General features: G+C 73.1%; 23 protein-coding genes. 4 read left to right on the top strand and 19 right to left on the bottom strand.

Annotated features, from left to right (window positions below; all coding sequences use genetic code 11):
* Positions 1 to 30: 30 nt before the first annotated feature.
* The 12 genes from NLX94_RS35495 to NLX94_RS35440 form a co-directional block, all read right to left on the bottom strand.
* On the bottom strand, positions 31 to 2,496 hold the full coding sequence (locus NLX94_RS35495; RefSeq protein WP_254387394.1) for a YfhO family protein: 2,466 nt from the start codon (positions 2,494 to 2,496) through the stop codon (positions 31 to 33).
* A 97-nt stretch (positions 2,497 to 2,593) separates the two neighbouring features.
* Positions 2,594 to 2,881, bottom strand: coding sequence for a hypothetical protein (locus NLX94_RS35490; RefSeq protein WP_254387393.1), 288 nt, complete (start codon positions 2,879 to 2,881; stop codon positions 2,594 to 2,596).
* Positions 2,878 to 3,138, bottom strand: a complete 261-nt coding sequence (locus NLX94_RS35485) for a hypothetical protein (protein WP_254387392.1) — start codon at positions 3,136 to 3,138, stop codon at positions 2,878 to 2,880. Before NLX94_RS35485 ends, NLX94_RS35490 begins: the two co-directional genes overlap by 4 nt.
* A 79-nt stretch (positions 3,139 to 3,217) precedes the next feature.
* Entirely contained in the window at positions 3,218 to 4,111 is an 894-nt protein-coding gene (locus NLX94_RS35480) for a peptidoglycan-binding protein (RefSeq protein WP_254387391.1), read from the bottom strand.
* Between the two features lie 347 nt (positions 4,112 to 4,458).
* A complete protein-coding gene (locus NLX94_RS35475; protein WP_254387390.1) occupies positions 4,459 to 5,172 on the bottom strand; it encodes a hypothetical protein in 714 nt (237 codons plus the stop codon).
* Positions 5,173 to 5,176: 4 nt separating this feature from the next.
* Complete coding sequence (locus tag NLX94_RS35470; RefSeq protein ID WP_254387389.1) at positions 5,177 to 6,280, bottom strand: hypothetical protein; 1,104 nt, start codon at positions 6,278 to 6,280, stop codon at positions 5,177 to 5,179.
* Between the two features lie 54 nt (positions 6,281 to 6,334).
* Positions 6,335 to 7,519, bottom strand: coding sequence for a hypothetical protein (locus NLX94_RS35465; RefSeq protein WP_254387388.1), 1,185 nt, complete (start codon positions 7,517 to 7,519; stop codon positions 6,335 to 6,337).
* Positions 7,520 to 7,586: 67 nt separating this feature from the next.
* Complete coding sequence (locus NLX94_RS35460; protein ID WP_254387387.1) at positions 7,587 to 8,495, bottom strand: phage tail family protein; 909 nt, start codon at positions 8,493 to 8,495, stop codon at positions 7,587 to 7,589.
* A 136-nt stretch (positions 8,496 to 8,631) separates the two neighbouring features.
* Positions 8,632 to 9,915, bottom strand: a complete 1,284-nt coding sequence (locus tag NLX94_RS35455) for a tape-measure protein (protein ID WP_254387386.1) — start codon at positions 9,913 to 9,915, stop codon at positions 8,632 to 8,634.
* Positions 9,912 to 11,105, bottom strand: coding sequence for a phage tail protein (locus NLX94_RS35450; protein WP_254387385.1), 1,194 nt, complete (start codon positions 11,103 to 11,105; stop codon positions 9,912 to 9,914). Before NLX94_RS35450 ends, NLX94_RS35455 begins: the two co-directional genes overlap by 4 nt.
* Positions 11,106 to 11,144: 39 nt before the next feature.
* Positions 11,145 to 12,029 (bottom strand): hypothetical protein, encoded by an 885-nt coding sequence (locus tag NLX94_RS35445; protein ID WP_254387384.1) that lies wholly within the window; start codon positions 12,027 to 12,029, stop codon positions 11,145 to 11,147.
* Positions 12,030 to 12,120: 91 nt separating this feature from the next.
* Positions 12,121 to 12,312, bottom strand: coding sequence for a hypothetical protein (locus NLX94_RS35440; RefSeq protein WP_254387383.1), 192 nt, complete (start codon positions 12,310 to 12,312; stop codon positions 12,121 to 12,123).
* 354 nt (positions 12,313 to 12,666) lie between these two features.
* Here NLX94_RS35440 and NLX94_RS35435 point away from each other — a divergent pair, with 354 nt between their 5' ends.
* Positions 12,667 to 13,845, top strand: a complete 1,179-nt coding sequence (locus tag NLX94_RS35435) for a hypothetical protein (protein WP_254387382.1) — start codon at positions 12,667 to 12,669, stop codon at positions 13,843 to 13,845.
* A 24-nt stretch (positions 13,846 to 13,869) separates the two neighbouring features.
* On the opposite strand, the gene NLX94_RS39680 is transcribed toward NLX94_RS35435, so the two are convergent.
* The 7 genes from NLX94_RS39680 to NLX94_RS35400 form a co-directional block, all read right to left on the bottom strand.
* On the bottom strand, positions 13,870 to 14,097 hold the full coding sequence (locus NLX94_RS39680; RefSeq protein WP_374684062.1) for a hypothetical protein: 228 nt from the start codon (positions 14,095 to 14,097) through the stop codon (positions 13,870 to 13,872).
* Between the two features lie 188 nt (positions 14,098 to 14,285).
* Positions 14,286 to 14,576 (bottom strand): hypothetical protein, encoded by a 291-nt coding sequence (locus tag NLX94_RS35425; RefSeq protein ID WP_254387381.1) that lies wholly within the window; start codon positions 14,574 to 14,576, stop codon positions 14,286 to 14,288.
* Positions 14,577 to 14,683: 107 nt separating this feature from the next.
* Positions 14,684 to 15,286, bottom strand: a complete 603-nt coding sequence (locus tag NLX94_RS35420) for a phage tail protein (RefSeq protein WP_254387380.1) — start codon at positions 15,284 to 15,286, stop codon at positions 14,684 to 14,686.
* A gap of 138 nt (positions 15,287 to 15,424) precedes the next feature.
* Positions 15,425 to 15,832: a hypothetical protein gene (locus tag NLX94_RS35415; protein ID WP_254387379.1), complete on the bottom strand. Its 408-nt coding sequence runs from the start codon at positions 15,830 to 15,832 to the stop codon at positions 15,425 to 15,427.
* A gap of 318 nt (positions 15,833 to 16,150) precedes the next feature.
* Positions 16,151 to 16,363, bottom strand: coding sequence for a hypothetical protein (locus NLX94_RS35410; RefSeq protein ID WP_254387378.1), 213 nt, complete (start codon positions 16,361 to 16,363; stop codon positions 16,151 to 16,153).
* Complete coding sequence (locus NLX94_RS35405) at positions 16,360 to 17,070, bottom strand: hypothetical protein (RefSeq protein ID WP_254387377.1); 711 nt, start codon at positions 17,068 to 17,070, stop codon at positions 16,360 to 16,362. The genes NLX94_RS35410 and NLX94_RS35405 overlap by 4 nt, the downstream gene beginning before the upstream one ends.
* Positions 17,067 to 17,387, bottom strand: coding sequence for a WhiB family transcriptional regulator (locus tag NLX94_RS35400; RefSeq protein ID WP_254387376.1), 321 nt, complete (start codon positions 17,385 to 17,387; stop codon positions 17,067 to 17,069). The genes NLX94_RS35405 and NLX94_RS35400 overlap by 4 nt, the downstream gene beginning before the upstream one ends.
* 217 nt (positions 17,388 to 17,604) lie before the next feature.
* Here NLX94_RS35400 and NLX94_RS35395 point away from each other — a divergent pair, with 217 nt between their 5' ends.
* The 3 genes from NLX94_RS35395 to rpsG all read left to right on the top strand — a co-directional run bounded on the left by NLX94_RS35395 (position 17,605) and on the right by rpsG (position 19,406).
* A complete protein-coding gene (locus NLX94_RS35395) occupies positions 17,605 to 18,075 on the top strand; it encodes a helix-turn-helix transcriptional regulator (protein WP_254387375.1) in 471 nt (156 codons plus the stop codon).
* A gap of 485 nt (positions 18,076 to 18,560) precedes the next feature.
* Positions 18,561 to 18,932, top strand: coding sequence for a 30S ribosomal protein S12 (rpsL, locus tag NLX94_RS35390; protein ID WP_007265893.1), 372 nt, complete (start codon positions 18,561 to 18,563; stop codon positions 18,930 to 18,932).
* A 3-nt stretch (positions 18,933 to 18,935) separates the two neighbouring features.
* Positions 18,936 to 19,406 carry a 30S ribosomal protein S7 gene (gene rpsG, locus NLX94_RS35385; protein ID WP_215023410.1) on the top strand — a complete coding sequence of 157 codons (471 nt, stop codon included), beginning with the start codon at positions 18,936 to 18,938 and terminating at the stop codon, positions 19,404 to 19,406.
* Positions 19,407 to 19,436: the final 30 nt, after the last annotated feature.

Genomic DNA, 19,436 nt, shown 5'->3' with positions numbered 1-19,436 from the left:
GAGAGGCGGGGGGCTTCTTCGTGTCCCGGGTCAGGGGCGGCGGCGGTGGCGCAGGCCCGCCACGGTGACCGAGGTGAGGGCCAGGAGGGCCAGGGCGGCGGCGGTCAGGCCCGGGGTGAGGCCCTGGGGGGTGAAGGTGCAGGAGAGGTGCTTCGTGGTCGGGGGGATGTCCAGGGAGACCAGGCCGTGGAAGTTCTTCACCGGGGTGGAGCAGCGCCAGCCGGGGATGTCGGTCATCGCGAGGACGGCGGTGCCGGTGGCCCCGTCCGGGAGGGTGGCCTCGATGGTGTGGCCGGTCGTGGTGACGTGGGTGGCGCCGGTGGTGGTGAGGCGGGCGACCGTCCTGGCGAGCTCGGCGCGGTCCAGGCAGCCGATGGGGTGCTCGCCGGCCGTGGCGCCGCGGGTACGGGTCTTCACGGTGACGTCGACCGTGCCGGAGGCGGGGACCTCGCCGAGGCGGACGACCCCGGTCGTGCGGTCCTCCAGGGGCCGGGCCGTGCCGCCGGAGGTGAGGGTTCCGTACAGCCGGGGGGAGTACCAGAAGGCTTCGGAGCCGGGCAGGCAGCGGGTGGCGTAGGTCTGCAGGGTGGCGGTGCCGCCCCGGGTGACGGGCGGGACCTGGTAGACGGTGGCGCCGAGGAGCTGCTCCTGGCGGGCGTAGACGCTGGCGGGCGGGTTGGGGGAGGCGTAGGGGCCGCTGCGGACGGTGACCAGGGGCGGGGCGGGGAAGGTGCGGGCCTGCCAGCTGTTCTTCTCCGGGCCCGGTTCGGCGCGGGCGCCGATCGAGAAGATCGCGTCCAGGACGGGGTTGTCCGCGCCGAAGAGGGTGCGGCCGGAGTTCGTCCAGCCGTAGCCGAGGGGTTCGAGGGCCTGGTAGGTGCGCGCGGGGAGGTAGCTGCTGTAGTACTGCGGGCCCTCGGCGCGCAGCGCGGCCGCGTCGTTGTACGAGGTGTGCGGGGTGCCCGGGTCGGTCCGGTACGCGGGCCAGCCGTCGACCGAGCGGACGGCCTCGAAGTGGTTCGTGATCGACTCGCTGGAGGTGGCGACCGGCTTCGCCCAGCGTTCGCGGGCGCGGCGGGCGTCCGCGTTGACCGCGGCGGCGGTGGATTCGGCGAGGACGACGCCGATCATGAGGACCGCGGCCAGGGGGACCAGGACCCGGCGCTTCTCGCCCAGCGCCAGCAGGACCAGGGCGAGCAGGGACACCGCGCCGCCGCCCAGGACGGCGGGCCAGGTGGCGCCGCCGAAGTCGTCGGTGCGGCGCAGTGCGAAGGCCGCGGCGACCAGCAGGGCGGCGCTCAGCGCCAGGTGCGCCGGGCGCGGCCGGTGGGCGAGCGAGAGCCAGGCGATGACCACGAGCATGCCGCTGAAGACGAAGGTCTCGCGGTACGGATTGCCGTTCGGCACCGCCAGCCCGTGCCACACGTACTGGGTGGGCGGGAACTGGAAGGAGACCAGCACGAGCAGGGCCGCCGCCGCCCACACCAGGCGGGTCCGGCGGGCGACGGCCTTGTTGAGGAGGAAGGCCCCGGCCAGGATCAGGCCGAGGGAGGCCACGTACAGCCGCGGCCGGCCGCCCCACAGGTGGGTGCCGGGCAGCATGCCGGTCAGGAAGACCTCGATCCGGACGGGATCGAAGGCGGCCGCCCCGGTGGGCTGGGCGGCGGCGCTGGAGAGGAAGGCGGGCAGCAGCAGGGGGAGCGTGAGCAGGATGCCCGTCGCGGTGGCCGTCGCGGCCCGCCAGACGGCGCGCAGCCGCTGGGCCCGGGTCAGGTCGAGGAGGATCAGGCGGACGGCGAGCAGGACGCCGGCGGCCATCGTCGCCATCATCGCGGTGTAGAAGTTCCCGAACCAGGCGAGCGCGACCAGCAGCGCCACGCCCGGCCAGCGGCGTTCCTGCAGGCACCATTCCACGGCGATGCCCAGGAGGGGGAGGGCGACCAGGCCCCACAGCCACATGGGGATGTACGAGGCGTCGCTGAGGGCCCAGCCGCACAGCCCGTAGACGGCTCCGAGGACGCCCCGCTGCCACCAGGGGCCGGGCCGCAGCATGCCGAGGTAGACGGTCATCAGGGCGGCGGCGGCGCCCGTCGTGACCGGGGTGATCGCGAAGACGGCGAGGTCCACGTGGGCGCGGGGGACGAGGACGGCCAGCCAGGAGAAGGGGTTGCCGAGATAGGTGTGGTAGTCGGACAGGAACTGCTGGCCGAAGCCGCCGCGCCAGGTGAACAGGAGGTCGCCGGCGGCCCGGCCGTGGACCAGGTCCCACAGGGCCCGGTGGAACGGGACGTACTGGTTGGCCTGGTCGTTGACGGCCCGGCCGGTGGTGCCGAAGGGGAAGGTGCCCCGGGCGGCCCAGGAGGCGCAGAAGGCGCCCGAGGCGATGAGGAACGCGAGGAGCGGGCCGTAGAGGCGGGCGGAGCGACGCGGTGCGGGCCGGTCCGGACCGGGGGGTGGGCTGCTGTGCGTCGCGGGCTCGACGGCCAAGGTCCCCAAGGGTCTGCTCCCTGCTGGTCGACTGTCCGACTAGTGGTACATATGGCTGGTTTGTCTGACTCGTCAGTTTAGGTCTGGGGCGGGCCCCCGGAGGGGATCACCTGGCGGTGATCTGCCAGGCGGTCATGGCGATCGCGGAGACCGCCGCCATCGCTGTGACGCTGGCGAGCGGCCAGCGGGCCCGCTCCAGGGCGTCCAACCGGGCCTCGTGGTCCGCGAGCTGGCGGTCCGTCTGGTCGCTGCGCTGGACCAGGAGGGCCAGCGATCCGTCGACCCGGGCGAACCCGGCCTCCATCGTGCCGCGCAGCCGCTCCAGTTCGACGGCGACGGACAGCGGGTCCGGCGTGTGGGCCGGTGAGTGGGACGGTGCGTGAGGGTCCGTCATGCGCGCTCGTCCCGCGCGTGCGGGGCCCGGCCGGCGGGGTCGTACGGGGCCTCGGTGCGGAGCCAGCCGGGCAGCACGGCCTGTACGCCGGGCAGCGCCATCACCCGGGTGAGGGCGCCGGCCGCGGTGAGGGCGGCGGCGACCCACGGCAGGGTGGCGGGTATGGCGGACGCGTCGACCGCGGCGGGCAGCAGGACGGCGATCGCCAGGGCGGTCTGGACGAGTGTGCGCAGGGTGCGCTTGCCGGCTTCGGACATGGGGGTTCCTTCTTTCGGTGGAGCGTGGGGGGCGGGGTTGTCGGCGGGAGCCGTCGGCCGGAGCCGTGAGGGGGAGCCGTCAGCCGGAGCGGGGGACCTTCAGGGCGTTCCAGGAGGTGCGGCCCGGCAGGCCGTCGGCGTCGGAGCCGGTGAAGCCGAGCTTGCGCTGCCAGTTCGCGTACGAGCGGCGGTCGGCCTCCGTCCACTGGGGGCCGGGGCCCTGGGCGTAGGCGGAGCAGCCCTCGGCGACCAGTCGCCTGCCCATCGCCGTGACGACGGGGGAGTGGGGGGCGGCGGCGAAGAAGGCGGCGCCGGGGAAGGGCTCGTAGCCTCCGGTGGCGGGCGGCGGCGGGACGGGGGTGCCGCCCGGGCCGCCCGGGGCCGAGGCGAGGCGGGCGGCGATGCGGGCCCGCATGTCCCGCATGGTGAACCCGCGCGGATCGACCTTGGTGGGGGTCCACTCCTTGTGGCCGATGACCGAGGCGGCGGTCCAGCCGTGGGCCCGGCACAGGGCGGCCGAGGCGCGCTCGATGGCATCGAGCTGTGCGGCGGGCCAGGGGTCGGTGCCGTTGCCGAGGTTGACGCACTCGAAGCCGTAGAAGTGGGCGTTGCCGTCGGTGTCGTTCCGGCGGGGGGTGGGGAGGGGGGCCTCGGCGGCGACGGCGTCCAGGACGTCGCCGTCGCCGAGGCCCGCGTGGTTGGTGCGGCCGTGGCCGATCAGGTGGACGGCGCCGGCCTTGTCGATCACGCCGTGGCAGAGGGGGCCGGGGAGTCCGGCGTAGCCGTCGCGGCAGAGGGCGACGCTGGGGGCGCTGCCGGTGCTGACGGTGTGGTGGATGACGATGCCGTTGACCGGGCCCCAGGCGCCCTTGTGGTTGCGGTTGTGCGTGCGCCAGCCGGGGTGCTCGATGACGGTCGCGCCTTCGGCGCGGAGGGCGGCGAGGAGGGTGTCGGCGGTGAGGGGAGTGGCCATGTCGGGCTCCTTCGGACATGCGGAAGCCCCGGGCCGGGGGGTGCGGGGCGGGGGGCCGGGGGCGCGGGGGCTCGGGGCGGTGGGTGGTGTCGGGTGCGGGTCACGGACCCGGGGCTCCGCCCCGGACCCCGCGCCTCAAACGCCGGCGGGGCTGAAAGATCGCCTCAAACGCCGGCGGGGCTGGATTGGGCCGGGCGGGGCCGGACTGGGTGGGGCAGGCCGGGGCTGGATCGGGCGAGGCGGGCCGGACTGGGTGGGGCAGGCCGGGGTTGGATCGGGCGAGGCGGGCCGGACTGGGTGGGGCGGGGCGGGGCTGGACTGGGTGGGCAGGGCGGGGCTGGGGCGGGTCAGGTTTGGGTGCCGTACATCAGGAGGGGTTGGGCGTAGACCAGGCCGGTGCCGGTGGTGACCATGGCTTGGATCTCCACCTTGAGGAGGGTGGCGAAGCGGGCGTTGAAGTCCTCGGCGGCCGGGGCGGTGCGGTCGTAGGCCGTGCCCGCGGTGACGGGGTCGCCCCAGGGGACGCCGTCGACGAGGACCCGTACCTGGCCGGTGACCCCGGAGGCGGCGGCGGTGAGGAGGTGGACCCGCAGGCGCGGCTGCCACAGCACGTTGTAGGAGCGGGCGATGGTGGTCCAGCCGGTCGCACTGGTCTGCGGCCAGCGGACGGTCGCGAGGTCCTGCGGGGGCAGCATGGGGAGCCAGGGGCGGGCCAGGCCGCCGGTGACCACGTCGTCCGAGACGATCTCGTGCTGGTAGGCGTCGAAGATGCGGATGGGCTGGTCGTGGTTGCCGGCGGTGCCGTTGCGGATGCTCAGCGCGGTCTTGCCGCTCTGCCGCTTGATCTCCATGCCGTACTCGGTGGACGTCCAGAAGCCGACGCCCAGGATCCGGGTGCCGCCCGGCTCCTCCACGGACAGCGAGCCGCCGTCCGAGATCCGCAGGGCGCCGCCGCTGACGGTGTTGAGCGCGGGGCGGGTGTTGACGGCGGTGGACAGCTGCTGGATCCGGCGTTCCATGGCGGTCAGCCGGTCGATGATGTCCTCGGGCAGCTGGGGCATCGGATCAGGCCTCCTCTAGGTAGAGCTCGGCGGTGTCCGGGCGGCCCCGCTCCGGCGGGGTGACCTTGACTCCGATGATGCGGAAGCGGGCGTCCAGGCCCTGCGGATGCCATTCGTCGGTGATCCGGATGCGGACGCTGCGGCCCAGCAGGGCCGGCGGGATCTCGCTGCCGAGGCGGACCGTGATCTCCGGGATGACGACCGCCCCGCGGGCCCCGGCGAGTTCGGCGGCCGCCAGCCCGGTGAGGGCGTCCTTGTCGCTGACGCCGTTGTGGTCGGAGGACAGGTCGATGCGGGGCCAGCCGCCGGCGATCAGGTCGCCGGCGACCAGCTCGTCCGAGTACACCGGCCGCGATTCCTCGGCCTGGTTGCTGTTGGCCGAGGCGCCGCGGGCCCGGGCGGTGGTGCCGCCGCGGGTCGCGTCGCGCGGGAAGGTGTACGAGAGGATCGCGCCGGGCCGGTCCAGGACCAGGTCGGTGGAGCCCGTGTGGATGCGCGGGCTGCCCAGGCGCAGCAGCCGGGTGCGGGCTCCGGAGACCGGGTCGCGGAAGACGGAGATCTGGTGCTCGAACCCGTCCTCCGAGGCGGCCAGGGTTTCGACGGCCTCGGAGTACAGGGTCTCGTCCCCGTCGCGCCAGGCTCCCGTGCGCAGGACGCCGGAGGTTTCGGTGCCGAAGGAGACGCCGATGTCACCGCCCTCGGCGGACTGCAGCCGGCGCCACAGTTCCCGGACCAGTTCGAGCTGGTCGGTGGGGGTGGTGGCGGCGAAGGTCTCGCGGATCCGGCGGCGGCCCGCGTACGAGTCGAAGGTCGCGGCCTGGATGCTGAGGCTGATCACGCCCCGTCCGCTGCTCTGCAGGGTGCTCGTCCAGACGATCCCGCCCCACCACAGGTCGCCGCCGCGCTCCAGGTAGACGGCCGTACGGCCCTCCTCGATGCGGCTGACCCGGGCGGCGAGGGCGGAGTCGGGGACCGGGACGGTGCCGGAGAGCGCGCCCGGCTTGCCGATGTAGTCGTCGAGGGAGACGTCCCGCAGCGGGAGGATGTCGATGGTGCTGTCGGTCCGTACGTCGCAGAAGATCGCGCGGTACGGGGTGTCGGTGCTCATACGGGCTTCTCCTTCGAGTCCTTCGAAGCGCTGACCGGGGCTCGGGAACGGGTCTCAGGACAGGGGCTCGATGCGCAGGAAGATGTTGTCGAACCAGGCCCTGATCCCGGCGACGCTGACGCGGTGCATCAGGGTCACGGTGTACGGGAGGTCGGCGGTCAGTCCGCCGAGCCGGGTGACGGTGGAGACCGAGGAACCCGGTTCGCCCGCGGAGAGGGCCGAGCGCTCGTCCACCGGGTCCCAGACCAGGGTGGATCCCTGCGTCACGTACGGGCTCGTGAAGCCGATGGCCGCGGCGTTCCCGGACGTCGAGGTGTTCGCCCCGTAATGGAGCAGGACCACGCCGGAGGGCGGTGCGTTGAAGGTGATCCGGAGCGGACCGAACGTCGTGTCCTGGAGGTTCTCCGAGTAGGCGACGGCCGTGGTGAAGCCCGAGTCGAGGCTCTCCTTGAACAGCGTGGCCGGGAAGGCCGGCAGCCAGGCGCTGCCGTTCCAGCGCTGGAGCACGCGCTGCGGGGTGTCGCGGTACTGGCCGACGTAACTGGCCGAGGTCAGCGTGTCCTTGGGCGCGATGCCGCCGATCGCGGCCGGGTACGGGACCCAGGCGGAGCCGTCCCAGCGCTCCAGCGCGGTGTGGGTGTCCTGGTACTGGCCCGGGTAGGCGCCCGCGCCGGTGTCCCCGTAGGCGGGCACGATGCCGCCGATCGCGACCGTGGTCGTCCGCAGGTCCCTCAGGGTGTCGGCCCAGACGATGCCGCCCTTGCCGGCGCTGGTGCCGGCCGGGACGGCGACCTCGTAGAGGGGGAGGGAGAGCACCGGGGCGGCCGGGACCGGCGGGATGGCCGCGGGGGTGCCGCGAACGATCTCGACGGCCGCCTCGTACTTGCCGGTGGAGTCGTACGAGGCGTCGTAGACCCGCAGGACGACCAGGTCGATCCGGTCGTACTGGGCGTCGCCGTCGGCGAAGGTCAGGACGACGTTGCCGTCGAGGACCACCTGGTAGAAGCCCTGGGAGTGCAGGCCCTGGATGACGGCGCGGCCGTTGTAGACGGTGGCGGACATCGCGGACGTGCCCTCGGTCCAGAATCCCGACACGCGGTACTGGCCGCCGTAGGAGCCCGGCAGGATCCCGGAGCGGGCCTGCGCGGCGTTGACCGGGGTGGTGGCGCCGATCTGGCTGACCCGGGTGTCCTCGCGGGTCTGGCCGGTCGGGGAGAGCCAGCTGGTGATGAGCGGCATGGGGAACTCCGTTCGGGGAGGAGAGGAAAAAAGGGGGGAAGGAGGGGGGAGGCGAGCGGGGCTTCCGCTACCACTCCGCGCTGCGCCAGCGGACCGACATCAGGGCGCCGGGGCCGGCCGTGTCCGGGCGGAAGGACAGCTCGGCGCGGCCCGGTTCGAAGGTGAAGAGCTCCTCCGGGCCGCTGTCCGCGGTGGCCGTGTGCCGGCGCGAGGCGTTGCCGTTGAGGGTGACCGTGCCGGCGGCGGTGTCCACGACCAGCTCGTCACCGGCGGTCAGGTCGATCGCGTACCGCAGCCGGCGGCGGCTGATCCGTTCCGTCACGGAGGGGGTGCCGCAGGGGCCGCGGAAGGTGATGACCGGGTGGGAGGGGGCGGAGCCGTCGTTGTCGGCGCCGGCGTCGCCCGTCCTGGAGGCCGTGCCCCAGTTCAGGGGCCAGACCAGCGGCCAGGTCAGGCCGCTCTCCGGCTCCGGGGCGTGGACGAGGGCCGACTGCTCGTCGACCAGGTACCGGCGCGGGTCGGTGGCCAGCCACTGCACGGAGGCCTTGGCCGCGCCCTGGGTGGCGTACGCCCGGTCGGCCGGGACGATCCGCTGGGCGACGCGGGCCCGTACGGCCAGGGTCTCGCCGTGCACCCGGACCGCGAGCCAGCGCTCCTGGTCGCCGAGGGTCAGCGCCTGGCGCAGGGCCCGGACGGTGGCCAGGGAGGCGCCCCGCTCGGGGACCATCCACAGGGTGCCGCCGACCTTGCGGGGCTTGGCGTAGCGGGCGCCGGGCCAGGAGCCGTGTCCGGTGGGGCGTTCGGCGTCGGAGCTGTCGAACTCGGGCAGGTCCTCCCAGCCGCTGAGCCCCGACTTCTCGATGGTGTAGGGGGTGCCGGGGCCGAAGAGCATCCCGGCCCACTGCATCTGCCCGTCCTGGGTGATGAGCGAGCCGGGTGCGAGATCGGCCGTGTAGGGGTGTGCGGTCTCGGCCATGACGGGCCGTCACCTCGTCTCGGGTGGGGGTGGTGGGCCGTACGGGGACGCGCGCGGGCGGGGCTCGGGCGGAGGTTCCGTACGGGTCGTGCGGGAGCTCCGTACGGGGAATGCGCGGGCGCAGGCTCCGTACGGGTCAGGCGTGGGCGGAGGCGAGGAACAGCAGGTCCTCGGCGACGGCCCGGGGCCCGGCTCCCGCCTCCTCCCGGAACTCCTCGACGCGGTACGGAGCCCGGCGCGGGTCGTGCGGACCGGCGGGCGGGACGCGGCGGTGGTCGAGGTCCGACACGGGGTGGATGCGCGGGTCCTGGCCCATGGACACCGGCCAGACGACGCCGCCCTCCGCGAGCATCGGGATCTTGTCGAGCTTGACCCCGAACTTCTTCCCGAAGAACGAGAAGCTGAGCTTCTGGAGGCCGTCGATGATCCAGTTGGCGAAGGCGATCATGCCGTTGAAGGGGCCCGTGACCACGGCCAGGACGGCCTGGAGGCCGGTGGTCACCATGCGGCCGATGCCGCCGAGCGAGCTGGAGAGGGCGCCGCTCACGCGGGCGAAGGAGCCGGGGAGGGTGCTGGTGAGGAAGGTGATCACCGGCCGGATGGGGTCCATGACCGCGTTGAAGGCGCCGGAGGCGATGGAGCGCAGGGAGCGGGTGGCCGAGTCGACCGAGCCGCCGGCGCGGGAGAGGCCGCCCACGTCGCCGCGCAGCAGGGCGAGCACGCCGGTGACGACCGCGAAGTACCCCTTGAAGTAGCTGCTGACGATCTCGCCGACGGCCTTGAGCAGCGGGAGGAGGAACTTCAGCTGCTCCTCGAACACCTTCTCGACGTAGGCGAAGAGCTCCTCCATGAGTCGCCCGCCGGTCTCGGAGTTCAGGGCGAGCTCGATCAGCCAGGCTCCGACCGGGACCAGGATCCCGAGGAGGAAGCCGAGCGGGTTGGCGCGCATGGCCACGTTGGCCGCGGTCATGGCGACGGAGGCGGCGGTCATGGCGATGCCGAAGGTGCCCATCAGCGTGCCGAGGATCCCGCTCAGGTCGATCACCCGGCCGAGCAGGGCCAGGACGCCGCCGGCGCCCCTGCCGATCCTGAGCAGGGCGGAACGGGGTCCCGCGGCGCCCGCTCCGGTGCGCCGGGCGCCGGTGGAGGCCCGGCTCGCCGACCCGCCGATCCTGTTCGCGGAGCCGGTGGCCGCGGCCGCCTGGGCCTTCAGTCCGGCGAGCACCTTGGCCGCCTGGGCGGCGGCCGGAGCGAGGCGGGCGGTGGCGGTGTCGGCCCCGCGGACCGCGGTGGTGAACTGCCGCAGCGACGCGGAGGCCTGGCCCGCGGCCTGTCCGGCCCGGCCCATCGGGCCGGTGAGCGCGCGGAACCCCCGGGTGAGGCCGCCGAGGGGGTTCAGGGCCGCGGCGGCCGCGCTCATCCGCGGGCCTTCGCCAGGTACATGAGCGCGTCGGCGGTGCGCTGGGGGTCGCTGGACGCGTGGGCGTAGTAGTTCTCGATGTGGAGCGCGGAACCGGCGCCGGACCCGGGGGCCGACGCGCGGGCGCGTGCGGCCGTACGGGCGAGCAGCCGGTCGAGCTTGGACAGCGGGAGGACGGCTTCGGCCTCGCCGGCCTCGGCGAGGATCGCCGGTACGCCGCCGCTGCGCGGCATGACGACGCCGCCGGTGGCGAGCATCGGGATCGTGGGCAGGCTGACGCCGAAGCTCTTGCCGCCGACGACGGGGACCCAGCCCGGGACGCTGACGCGTATCCGGTTGATCCGGTCGATCATCGAGTTGATCAGGCCGATGACGGAGTTGATGGGGGACTTGACCGCGCCGACGATGGCGCCGAAGGCGCCGGACGCGATGCCCTTGAGGGCGTTCCACGCGCTGGACATCTTGTCCTTGACGGCGTTGAAGGCGTCCGGCACGGCCGATTTGATCCAGTTGACCACCGGCAGGATGACGGCCTTGATGGCGTTCCACACGCTGCTGATGACGGAGCGGACGGCGTTCATCACGGTGCTGATGGCCGTGCGGATGCCGTTGAAGGCGGTCTTCACGGCGTCGCCGATGGCCTTCAGGATCGGCATGACGGCACTCTTGACGCTGTTCCACACCGACTTGATCAGGTTGCCGGCGCTCTTGATGATCGGGCCGATGGCCTTCATCACCGCGGAGATCACGGTGCGGATGGCGGTGAACGCCGTACGCAGGACCGCCTGCATGGTCTTGGAGCGCATCGCCATCTCGACGATCTTCTCGATGAGCGGCATGAACAGTTCGAGCAGCCGGGCGAGGAAATTGCCCCGCATGGACTTGTTGAGCTTGTCCTGGCCCGAGGCGGCGCGGTCGGCGCCGGTCTTGAACCTCCCCAGCTGCGTTCCGCTCCGCTGGCCGGTCTGCCCGGCCTTGGCCAGGGAGCGCTCGGCCTGATCGGCGGCGGTCTTGAGGTTCTTGAGCTGGCCGGTGGAGCCCTGGGCGGACGTGCGGAGCGTCCTGAGCTGCCCGGACGCCTTGCTCCCGGCGTCGCCGACGCGTTTGACGGGGGCGGCGGCTCCCGAGGCCTGGGTCTTGAGGTTGCGCAGGGCGTCCGAGGCACGCTTGGTGGAGCTGACGAGACTCACGGCCCGCCTCCTTTCTGTGTGTGCGGGTCAGGGCACGCCCTAGGTCGACGGGGCGGCGGCGACGGCGTCGGCGAGCAGACGCGCCTCGCGGGTGAGGTTGGCGAACCGGCCGGCCAGGGTGTCCGTCGCCGTCCTGACCTGGCCCATGGCCTGCGCGGTCTGGGTCATGGTCTGCGGCTTGGGCAGCTTCGTCGGGTCGAAGCCGGTCACGGCGTCCTTGAGCTTGGTGACCTCCTGGGCGAGGTCCTTGACCGTCTGCGGAGTCAGGCGGAGGACCACCTGCTCCAGCTTTCCGAGGGCGGTCGCCGTCTTGGTCAGGTCCGAGGCGGAGGGCATCCGCCGGATCTCGGTGTTGAACTTCGCGATCTCCGGATTGAGGACCTCGAGCTTGGCGCGCAGGGGCTCCAGGGTCGAGGGGTCCGGAACGCTCGCCATGGCGGCCAGCACGGGGTTCTCGACCGACTGGCGGGTCTGGAGGGAGGGGAGTCCCCTCGGGCTCGGCGCGAGGATGCGGGGGCCGGCCGCGCTGTTCCTGGTGAGGAACTCGGTGAGGCTCTTGAACATGTTGCCGAAGTCGAGGAACTTGAGTCCGATCGCGGCGACGGCGACGACGAGCCCGCCCAGCACGGTGGCGATGATCCCCACCTTCCCGGCTTCCTTGATGACCGAGACGAGGTCCTTCAGTCCGAGGATTTCGAGCAGGGTCTCCCACCAGGCCTTGGAGGGCGGCTTCTCCCCGGCCGGGGGTGCGCCGGGGGCTGCCTTGATGTCCTGGGCGAGCTGGTCGAGCTTGGTGGTCAGGAAGTTCTCGGTGACCAGGGGCGATGCTTCGTTCTTCATGACGTAGCTCTTGAACGGCGTCACGATGTTGGTCTTGAGGTCGGTGATCAGCGCGTGGATCTCTGCGTTGGTGGGGTCGGGCACGGGGGTCCTCCGGTTCTGGCCCGGTGCGGCCTCTGAACGCCGCCAGCCCCTGCCGGAACAGCACGGCAGGGGCTGGGAGGCGTACGAAGGGCTAGGCGCGGCGCAGCTCCGACACGGCGTCGTTCCAGCCGGCCGTGTACGCGTGCGTCTCGCGGCGGGTGATCTCGGCGTGCAGGGTCGCGAGCAGGGCCTTCTTGTCGAGGGGGGCGGGTCCGTCGAGGAGCTGGCAGAGGCGGTCGTGGAGCGTGAGCTGCGGTCGTGATCCCTCGGCCTGCTGGGTCATGGACGCCTGCCTTCCGGTTGCTTGCCCTTGCGTGTGATGGCGCCGCGGGTCAGGGCAGGGGCATCACGGATGAAACGGTTCTCGAACGAGTGTACGAACAGAGTTTGGAACATCCGTTCGATGTTTGTCGAGCTGGTAAGGCCTGCGCGCCGTCCGGAGGTGTCCGCCCATGGCTGATTCGCAGGGCATGGGAGCGATTTGGGCACCCGGTAGGCTGGACGACTGGTTCCCCGGCCCCGGGAAACGGCGTGCAAACGGGGGCGCGAGGGGACCTCGGGGGCGGAAGGCAGTTGTTGACACATGAACGGGGACGCAGGCGGCCGCGAGCCGGACCATGCCGTTGACTGGCTCGAGATGTCTCTCGATCTGCCGCATCTGTTCGCCCGGCTCTCGGAGCTCGTCCACGCGGACGGCCACGCGCCGGAGGACCTCGTGGTGATACCCCGGTCCGAGCTCGACCGGCGCGAGACGGCCGCGTTCACGGCCGGCTGGGCCGAGGCGATGGCCGAGGACCTGCCCCGCATCCGGCGCGAGTACGAGAAGCGGGTCGTCGACGCCTATGCCGCGGGCGGCGACTCCGGACGCGGGGCCGGCCCGGCCGGCCGGCGGGGGCCGAACCCGGGCGCCGGTACGAGCCCCAGTACGGGTGCCGGGTCCGACGGGGCCGGCCGCCACGACGGCGGAGCCGAGGTGATCCGCCTGCCCTTCGCCCTCCTCCTCGACCCGCCCGCCCTGGTCACCGAGGCCGAGGAGCGCATCCGCAGGGCGCGGCAACCCGTCGGCCGGGGGCTCCGCGAGGAGCGGACCGGTGGCGAGCGACCCGATGAGGCGCAGCCTCGTGACGAGCGGGCCGGTGGCGCGGAGCGCGGTGATGCGCAGTTCCGTGACGGGCGGGCCCGCGGCGAGCAGCCCGGTGACGCGCCGTCCCGTGGCGGGCGGGCTGGTGGCGCGGAGCCCGGTGATGCGCAGCCCGGTGACGGGCGGCTTCGTGGCGAGCGGGTTGGTGACGCGCAGCCCGGCGACGGGCGGGCCCGTGGTGAGCGGCTCGGTGACGGGCCGGCCCGTGACGAGCAGGCCGGTGACGCGCAGCCCGGTGGCGGGCCGTCCCGGGACGCGCAGCCTCGTGACGGGCGGGCCCGTGAGCGGCAGGCCGATGCGGGGCATCAGCAGGCCGCCGCCGAGGAGATCGTCGCCGAGGAACCCCGCGCGCACGAGCAGCCGGGGGCCGGCCCGGCGCCTGCCGCCCAGGAAGGGCGGGAGAAGCGCGCGGCCCCGGCCGGCCGGAAGGTCGTACGCCGGCGGGGCCGGCCCATCGTGCCGCCGCTGAGGACGATCCCCGTACAGCCCCGCGCGCAGGCGCCCTCCGCCGATGCCCCGGCGGACGGGGCGGAGCGTGCGGACCCGGACGTGCGGCGGAGCCTCGTGGAGAAGGCGCGGGCCCTGGCGCAGGAACTGGAGACGCGGGGCGGCGGTGGCGGACGTCCCGAGCCCGCCGGGGACGGCCGCCGCACGGGCGACCGCACCCCGGAGTAGCCGGCCGGGACGGCCGGCCCCGCCTCAGCCGAAGAAGCCGACGAGCCGCTCCGGGCTGAGCCCGATGCCCCCGGAGTCGGCATCGGCGGGCTCCGCAGGCCCGGCCGGATCGGCGTACGGCTTCCCGTCCGGGCGCGGCACCGGCTCCGGGGCGTCCGGGGCGTCCCCGTCCTCGGCCGCGTTGACACAGGCGAACATCCAGTTGGCGGCCGCCAGGTGGTCCACGGTCGCCGCCAGCAGGTGATCGGTCACCGACCAGTCGGCGGCCTCGCCGAACAGCTCCCGGTTGACGGAGCTGTCCCGCGGCAGGTGCTTGAGCAGGACCTGGAGCCGGCGGGAGGAGAGCTCGCCGCGGTGCCAGTCCAGCAGGTCGGTGCTGTAGTAGCGGAGCAGGTCCGCTTCCAGGGCCTCGGCGTGTTCGTCGACGAACTCGACGAGGCTCAGCCTTCCCCCAGGCCGAGCCCGGTCTCCTTGCCGTACGCCTCCAGTACGGCGGCGATGTCCTGCATCGTGACGTCGTGGCGTTCGAACCGTTCGAACTGCTCCTGGCCCATCAGGAGACCGAGGAGACCGTCCACGTCGTTGTCGTCGAGCTTTCGCAGCGCCTTGGCGGTGCCGCGGCCGAGCTCGGTGGGAAGGGTGAAGGTCTCGCCGTCCAGGTCGAAGGACCAGGAGCGGCCGAGCGCCTCCAGGCGCTGGGCGCGTGCCGCGTTGACGTCGAATCCGGCCATGGTGATGGGTCTCCTCTGGAAGGGGAACGGGGAACGGGGAATTCGGAACCCGGAAGGTGCGGGGGCGGGGCGGCCCGAAGGTCGTCCCGCCCCCGTCAGGGGGTGGATCAGACCGCGGAGTACGCGCCGTCCTTCATGACGAAGCTCGCCAGCGGCTTGTCGTCGCCCGCGGCCAGGGCGGTGAAGGTGATGCCCAGGGTGGAGGCCGACTTGCGGGCCAGCTTGATGTCGTCGGAGGCGGTGACCTGGCCGCGCGGGATGTAGAAGCGGTACGTCACCACCGAGCCGTCGGAGGCCTTGGTGTCGCTGAACTCCAGGCCGAGGGCGCGGGCGTCGGACTTCGGGGAGTCCGCGATGTCGTAGCGGTAGATGCCGTTGGAGGGGGTGGCCTCGTCGGTCACCGCGCCGCCGCCCATGAAGAACGGCAGCGTCAGCTCGTTGAACTGGAGCAGCGCGAACTTCAGGCTCAGGTCCCGGTCCGAGTAGGTGAAGTGGACGGGGCTGACGGCCTGCCACGAGTCGACCGGCTCCAGCTTGTCCTTCTTGGCGAAGGTGACGCCGTCGGCCGTGGTGAAGCCGAGGTCCTTCCAGCTGGCGCCCCAGTCGGTGTCCGGCTTGCCGGTGAAGGCCGTCGGCAGCGCCGTACCGGCGGCCGCGACGAAGATGCGGCCGCTGCCGGCCACCCGGATCTCGGAGGAGTTTCCTGCCATGGTGATGCTCTCCCTATATAGAGGTCTGCCGCTCCGGAAGGCCGGTGTGCCCGGGTCCGGGTACGGCAAAGGCCCCGCCGGACGGCAGGGCCTCGTCAGTGGGCGCCGGGGCGCGGGGTGCGTCCGCCGGCGGGTGCGTCAGAAGACGCTGAGGGACACCTCGATGACGCAGACGTAGCGGTTGGCGCCCCGGTAGAGGTAGTCCGGGAGCCAGCGCGGCCCGTCCTGCTCGACGACGTCGGTGAAGGTGTTCGAGCCGTACGTCCTGCCGAGCGCGGCGAGCAGGGCCCGCCGGGCGGCGTTGGCCAGCGTGTGCGCGGCGGCCTTGGTGGGCCCGTACACCTCGAACTCGATCAGCGGGATGTCCACGTGCAGGTCGCCGGTCCAGGCGCCGCCGCGCCGGTTGACCAGGACGGCCCGCTGGGTGCCGTCGAATCCGGCGGGCGGGCTGACGGCGACGACGGCGGTGGACAGGGCGGGATCGGCTTGGAGGACGTCGACGACCAGGGCCTCGACGTCGGGGAAGGCACTCGGGGGAGTGGTCACGACGATTCACCTCGGGCTGATGGCGGAAGGGGCGGTCGGGCGGTGCCCGGACGGGGGGCGGGGGCGGACACCGCCCGACGCGGAGCGGAGGCCGGACGCCCGGCGTTCCCGCCGTGGGGCGCAGCTCTGCCGCTGCACCAACTGTGACATGGTGCGTGCGCGCGCGCAACTAAAACGACGATCTCTGCGAAATCCATGGGGCTCCGGGGGGGGAAGCCGGAGGCCCTGGAACTCGCGGTCGACGGCACGCGAAAGCGCCGGTGCCCACCCCCCCCCGTGAGGGAGGCCGGGCACCGGCGCGGGTGGCGCAGGGCAGGGCTATGCGGGTGGGGCGGGCCGGCGGCTGGCGGCGCGCTCGGCGGCGAACACGTCCTCCAGCCGGAACAGCTGCGCCCGACCGGCCCGCCCCGCCGCCGCGAGCCGCCCGAGCTGGACCCACTTGCGGATCGTGGCGGGGGCGACCCCCGCCTCCCGGGCGGCCAGCGGGCCCGGGACCAGCGCGGGCAGCGGGGAGGGGGAGGAGGGGGTCACGGGGCGGTGCCTTCCATCGCGGCGTCGAGTTCGTCCGTACGGCAGCCCGTGGCGGCGGCCAGCACGGCCCACCCGCCCTCGGGCCACAGGTGGCGGTAGGCGGGGTCGTCGCGGCAGCCGCACTCCTCGTCGGTGCAGCGGCAGCCGGGGTTCACGCACAGCACCGCACGCCGGTCGGGGAAGGCGCGCAGGGACACGGAGTCGCACCACGGGCACCGGCCGGCCACCCGCACCACCTGCTCGGTGTCCCCGAGGGCCCGGGCACAGCGCCGGGCCATCCGGCGCAGCTCGTCCCGTACGTGCCGGGCCAGTACGGGGTGCTCCCCGATCTCCTCCAGCAGCGCGGCGATGCGGCGCAGCCGCACGGGTACGCCGGCGGCGCGCGGGCGGGGTACCCCCAGCCGGGCGCAGGCCGCCTCCTCCAGTTCGACCACGCCGTCGGTGATGTCGCGGATCGTGTCGGAGACGTGCAGGCGGACGGGGGCGGCGCCGTAACCGGGCACGGCCAGCCCGTGGCGCTGCTGGAGCTGGAGGGCCTCCGCCTTCTCCTCGCGCATCCGGGCATCGGCCGCGGGGCGGGGCGGTGCCGGGGGCCGCGAGTCGAAGGGGCCGGAGCGGCCGGGCACCAGCTCGCGCGAGAGCTCCGGGAACTGGCGGATCAGGGCGGCGATCCAGAGGGCGCTGTCGCCGGCGGCGCGGTCGGTCACGAGGGGCTCCCGGAGAACTGGAGGGCGGCGGGGCGAACAGAGGCAGATGCTGCGGGCACGGCTGCGGTCCCGTACCCGGTCCGCGGCCTGCCGTTGCGCCACAGCCGGCCGCCGCAGACCCCGTCGAACCGGCTCTCGACCGGGGCGACGGCCTCCTCGCACTCGGTGCGGACCGGGCAGGCGGCGCAGGCGCGCAGCGCGGGCGCGGCGTCCTTGGCCCGGCGGGCGAAGACCACGGCCGGGGGAAGGCCGGCGCAGGCGGCGGCGGACTGCCACGGGACTGCGCGGGGGCGGGGCGGCGGGGTGCGGAAGGGCATGGCGACTCCATGACTGAGGAGCTGGGCGGCGACGGGGCGCGTGCCGGGTGCCGGGTGCCGGGTGGCAGGCGGATCGTGGCCGCCACTCTGACACGTTGCGCGCGGGCGCGCAATTAAGAATGTTGTGAGGGGATGTCGTATGCCCTGTGTAAGGTCTGATTCTGTGCGCGCAAGCACGCTAGGGTGAGCTACCCATGGGTGGACTGAGGAGCGACACATGAGCACTCGCGAATTGGACGCGTTCGCGGCCTGGGTCGAAGACCTGATGCGGCAGCGCGGCTACGACATCGACAGCCCCCGCGGCGGAGGCAAGTCCCGGATCGCCGACGAGGCCGGCGTGCACCGCGCCGCGGTGACCCGGCTGCTGCAGCGGCAGAGCATGCCCGACCTCGAAACGATGCGGCGCATGGCTCCGTTCCTCGGGGTCTCCGTGCGGGACATGCTGATCCGCTCCGGCCGGGTGAGCCCGGAGGAGCTCCCGCTGGCGCCGCTCCCGCTGCCGGCCGGCGGGCAGCGGCCCGCCATCGAGGACTTCGCGCGCTGGCTCGGGGTGCCGGAGGAGCGCCGCGCGGTGTTCGTCAAGGTGGTGAGCCAGTTCCTGGAGCCCGCGGAGGACGAGGAGGCCGGCGCGGCCCCGGCCGCCGCCCCCGAGCCGCCCGCCGAAGGCCGCCGGACCGCACGGGACTGACCGCGGGGACTCCGCGCGCGTGACCGCGGGAACGCCGCCGGCCACGCCCGCGCCGACTGCCCCGCCCGCACCCTGACCGCCACCCCGGCCACACCCCCGGAACCCGCCCGCGCTCCCCACTGGAAGCCCCCGGCCGGGGCGGACGGCGCCCTCCGCTTAGCACACCCGCACCACGTCCGCACGTCGGAGGGACCGCATCCCGGCCTCGGCCTTGTGGCGACTGGCCGGAGGGTCCTTCGGGCTCCCGGGACCGGGGCTTTTGTTTTGACCGGAGTGGATGCGGTGGGTACGCTCAGACCTTGTGCCTGGGGTGTGCCTGGGCTCCTGTGCGTGTCCATCAACCGCACTTGAGCCGTATCGGCCACCGCGATTCATGCGTCTCCGCGCTTGCGTGGAGCTCCGCCGGATCCGACACACCCGACCGCGTGGGTCGGCAAATGTTCCAGGTTAGCTTCACTACACGGCACACAGAAACCGGAGAAGTAGTGCCTACGATCCAGCAGCTGGTCCGTAAGGGCCGGCAGGACAAGGTCGAGAAGACAAAGACCCCCGCGCTTGAGGCTTCGCCCCAGCGTCGCGGCGTCTGCACGCGAGTGTTCACGACCACCCCGAAGAAGCCGAACTCGGCGCTGCGTAAGGTCGCGCGTGTGCGTCTGACCTCTGGCATCGAGGTCACCGCTTACATTCCGGGTGAGGGACACAACCTGCAGGAGCACTCCATCGTGCTCGTGCGTGGTGGCCGTGTGAAGGACCTGCCGGGTGTTCGTTACAAGATCATCCGCGGTGCGCTTGACACCCAGGCTGTCAAGAACCGCAAGCAGGCCCGCAGCCGCTACGGCGCCAAGAAGGAGAAGTAAAAAATGCCTCGTAAGGGCCCCGCCCCGAAGCGCCCGGTCATCATCGACCCGGTCTACGCATCTCCTCTGGTGACGTCGCTCATCAACAAGATCCTCCTGAACGGCAAGCGCTCCACCGCCGAGCGCATCGTTTACGGCGCCATGGAAGGCCTCCGCGAGAAGACCGGCAACGACCCGGTCATCACGCTGAAGCGCGCGCTCGAGAACGTCAAGCCGTCCCTCGAGGTCAAGTCCCGCCGCGTCGGTGGCGCCACCTACCAGGTGCCGATCGAGGTCAAGCCGGGCCGTCAGTCGACCCTCGCGCTGCGCTGGCTCGTGGGTTACTCCCGCGCCCGCCGCGAGAAGACGATGACCGAGCGCCTCATGAACGAGCTGCTCGACGCCTCCAACGGTCTTGGCGCTGCTGTCAAGAAGCGCGAGGACACGCACAAGATGGCCGAGTCCAACAAGGCCTTCGCGCACTACCGCTGGTAGTCCGAACCCACATCGAGACCGAGAGAAGAC

This window comes from Streptomyces sp. TBY4 (genome assembly GCF_024213195.1).
Classification (GTDB): domain Bacteria; phylum Actinomycetota; class Actinomycetes; order Streptomycetales; family Streptomycetaceae; genus Streptomyces.
Note: the sequence above shows the minus strand (reverse complement) of the source record. Positions and strands in the feature narration are given on the sequence as shown.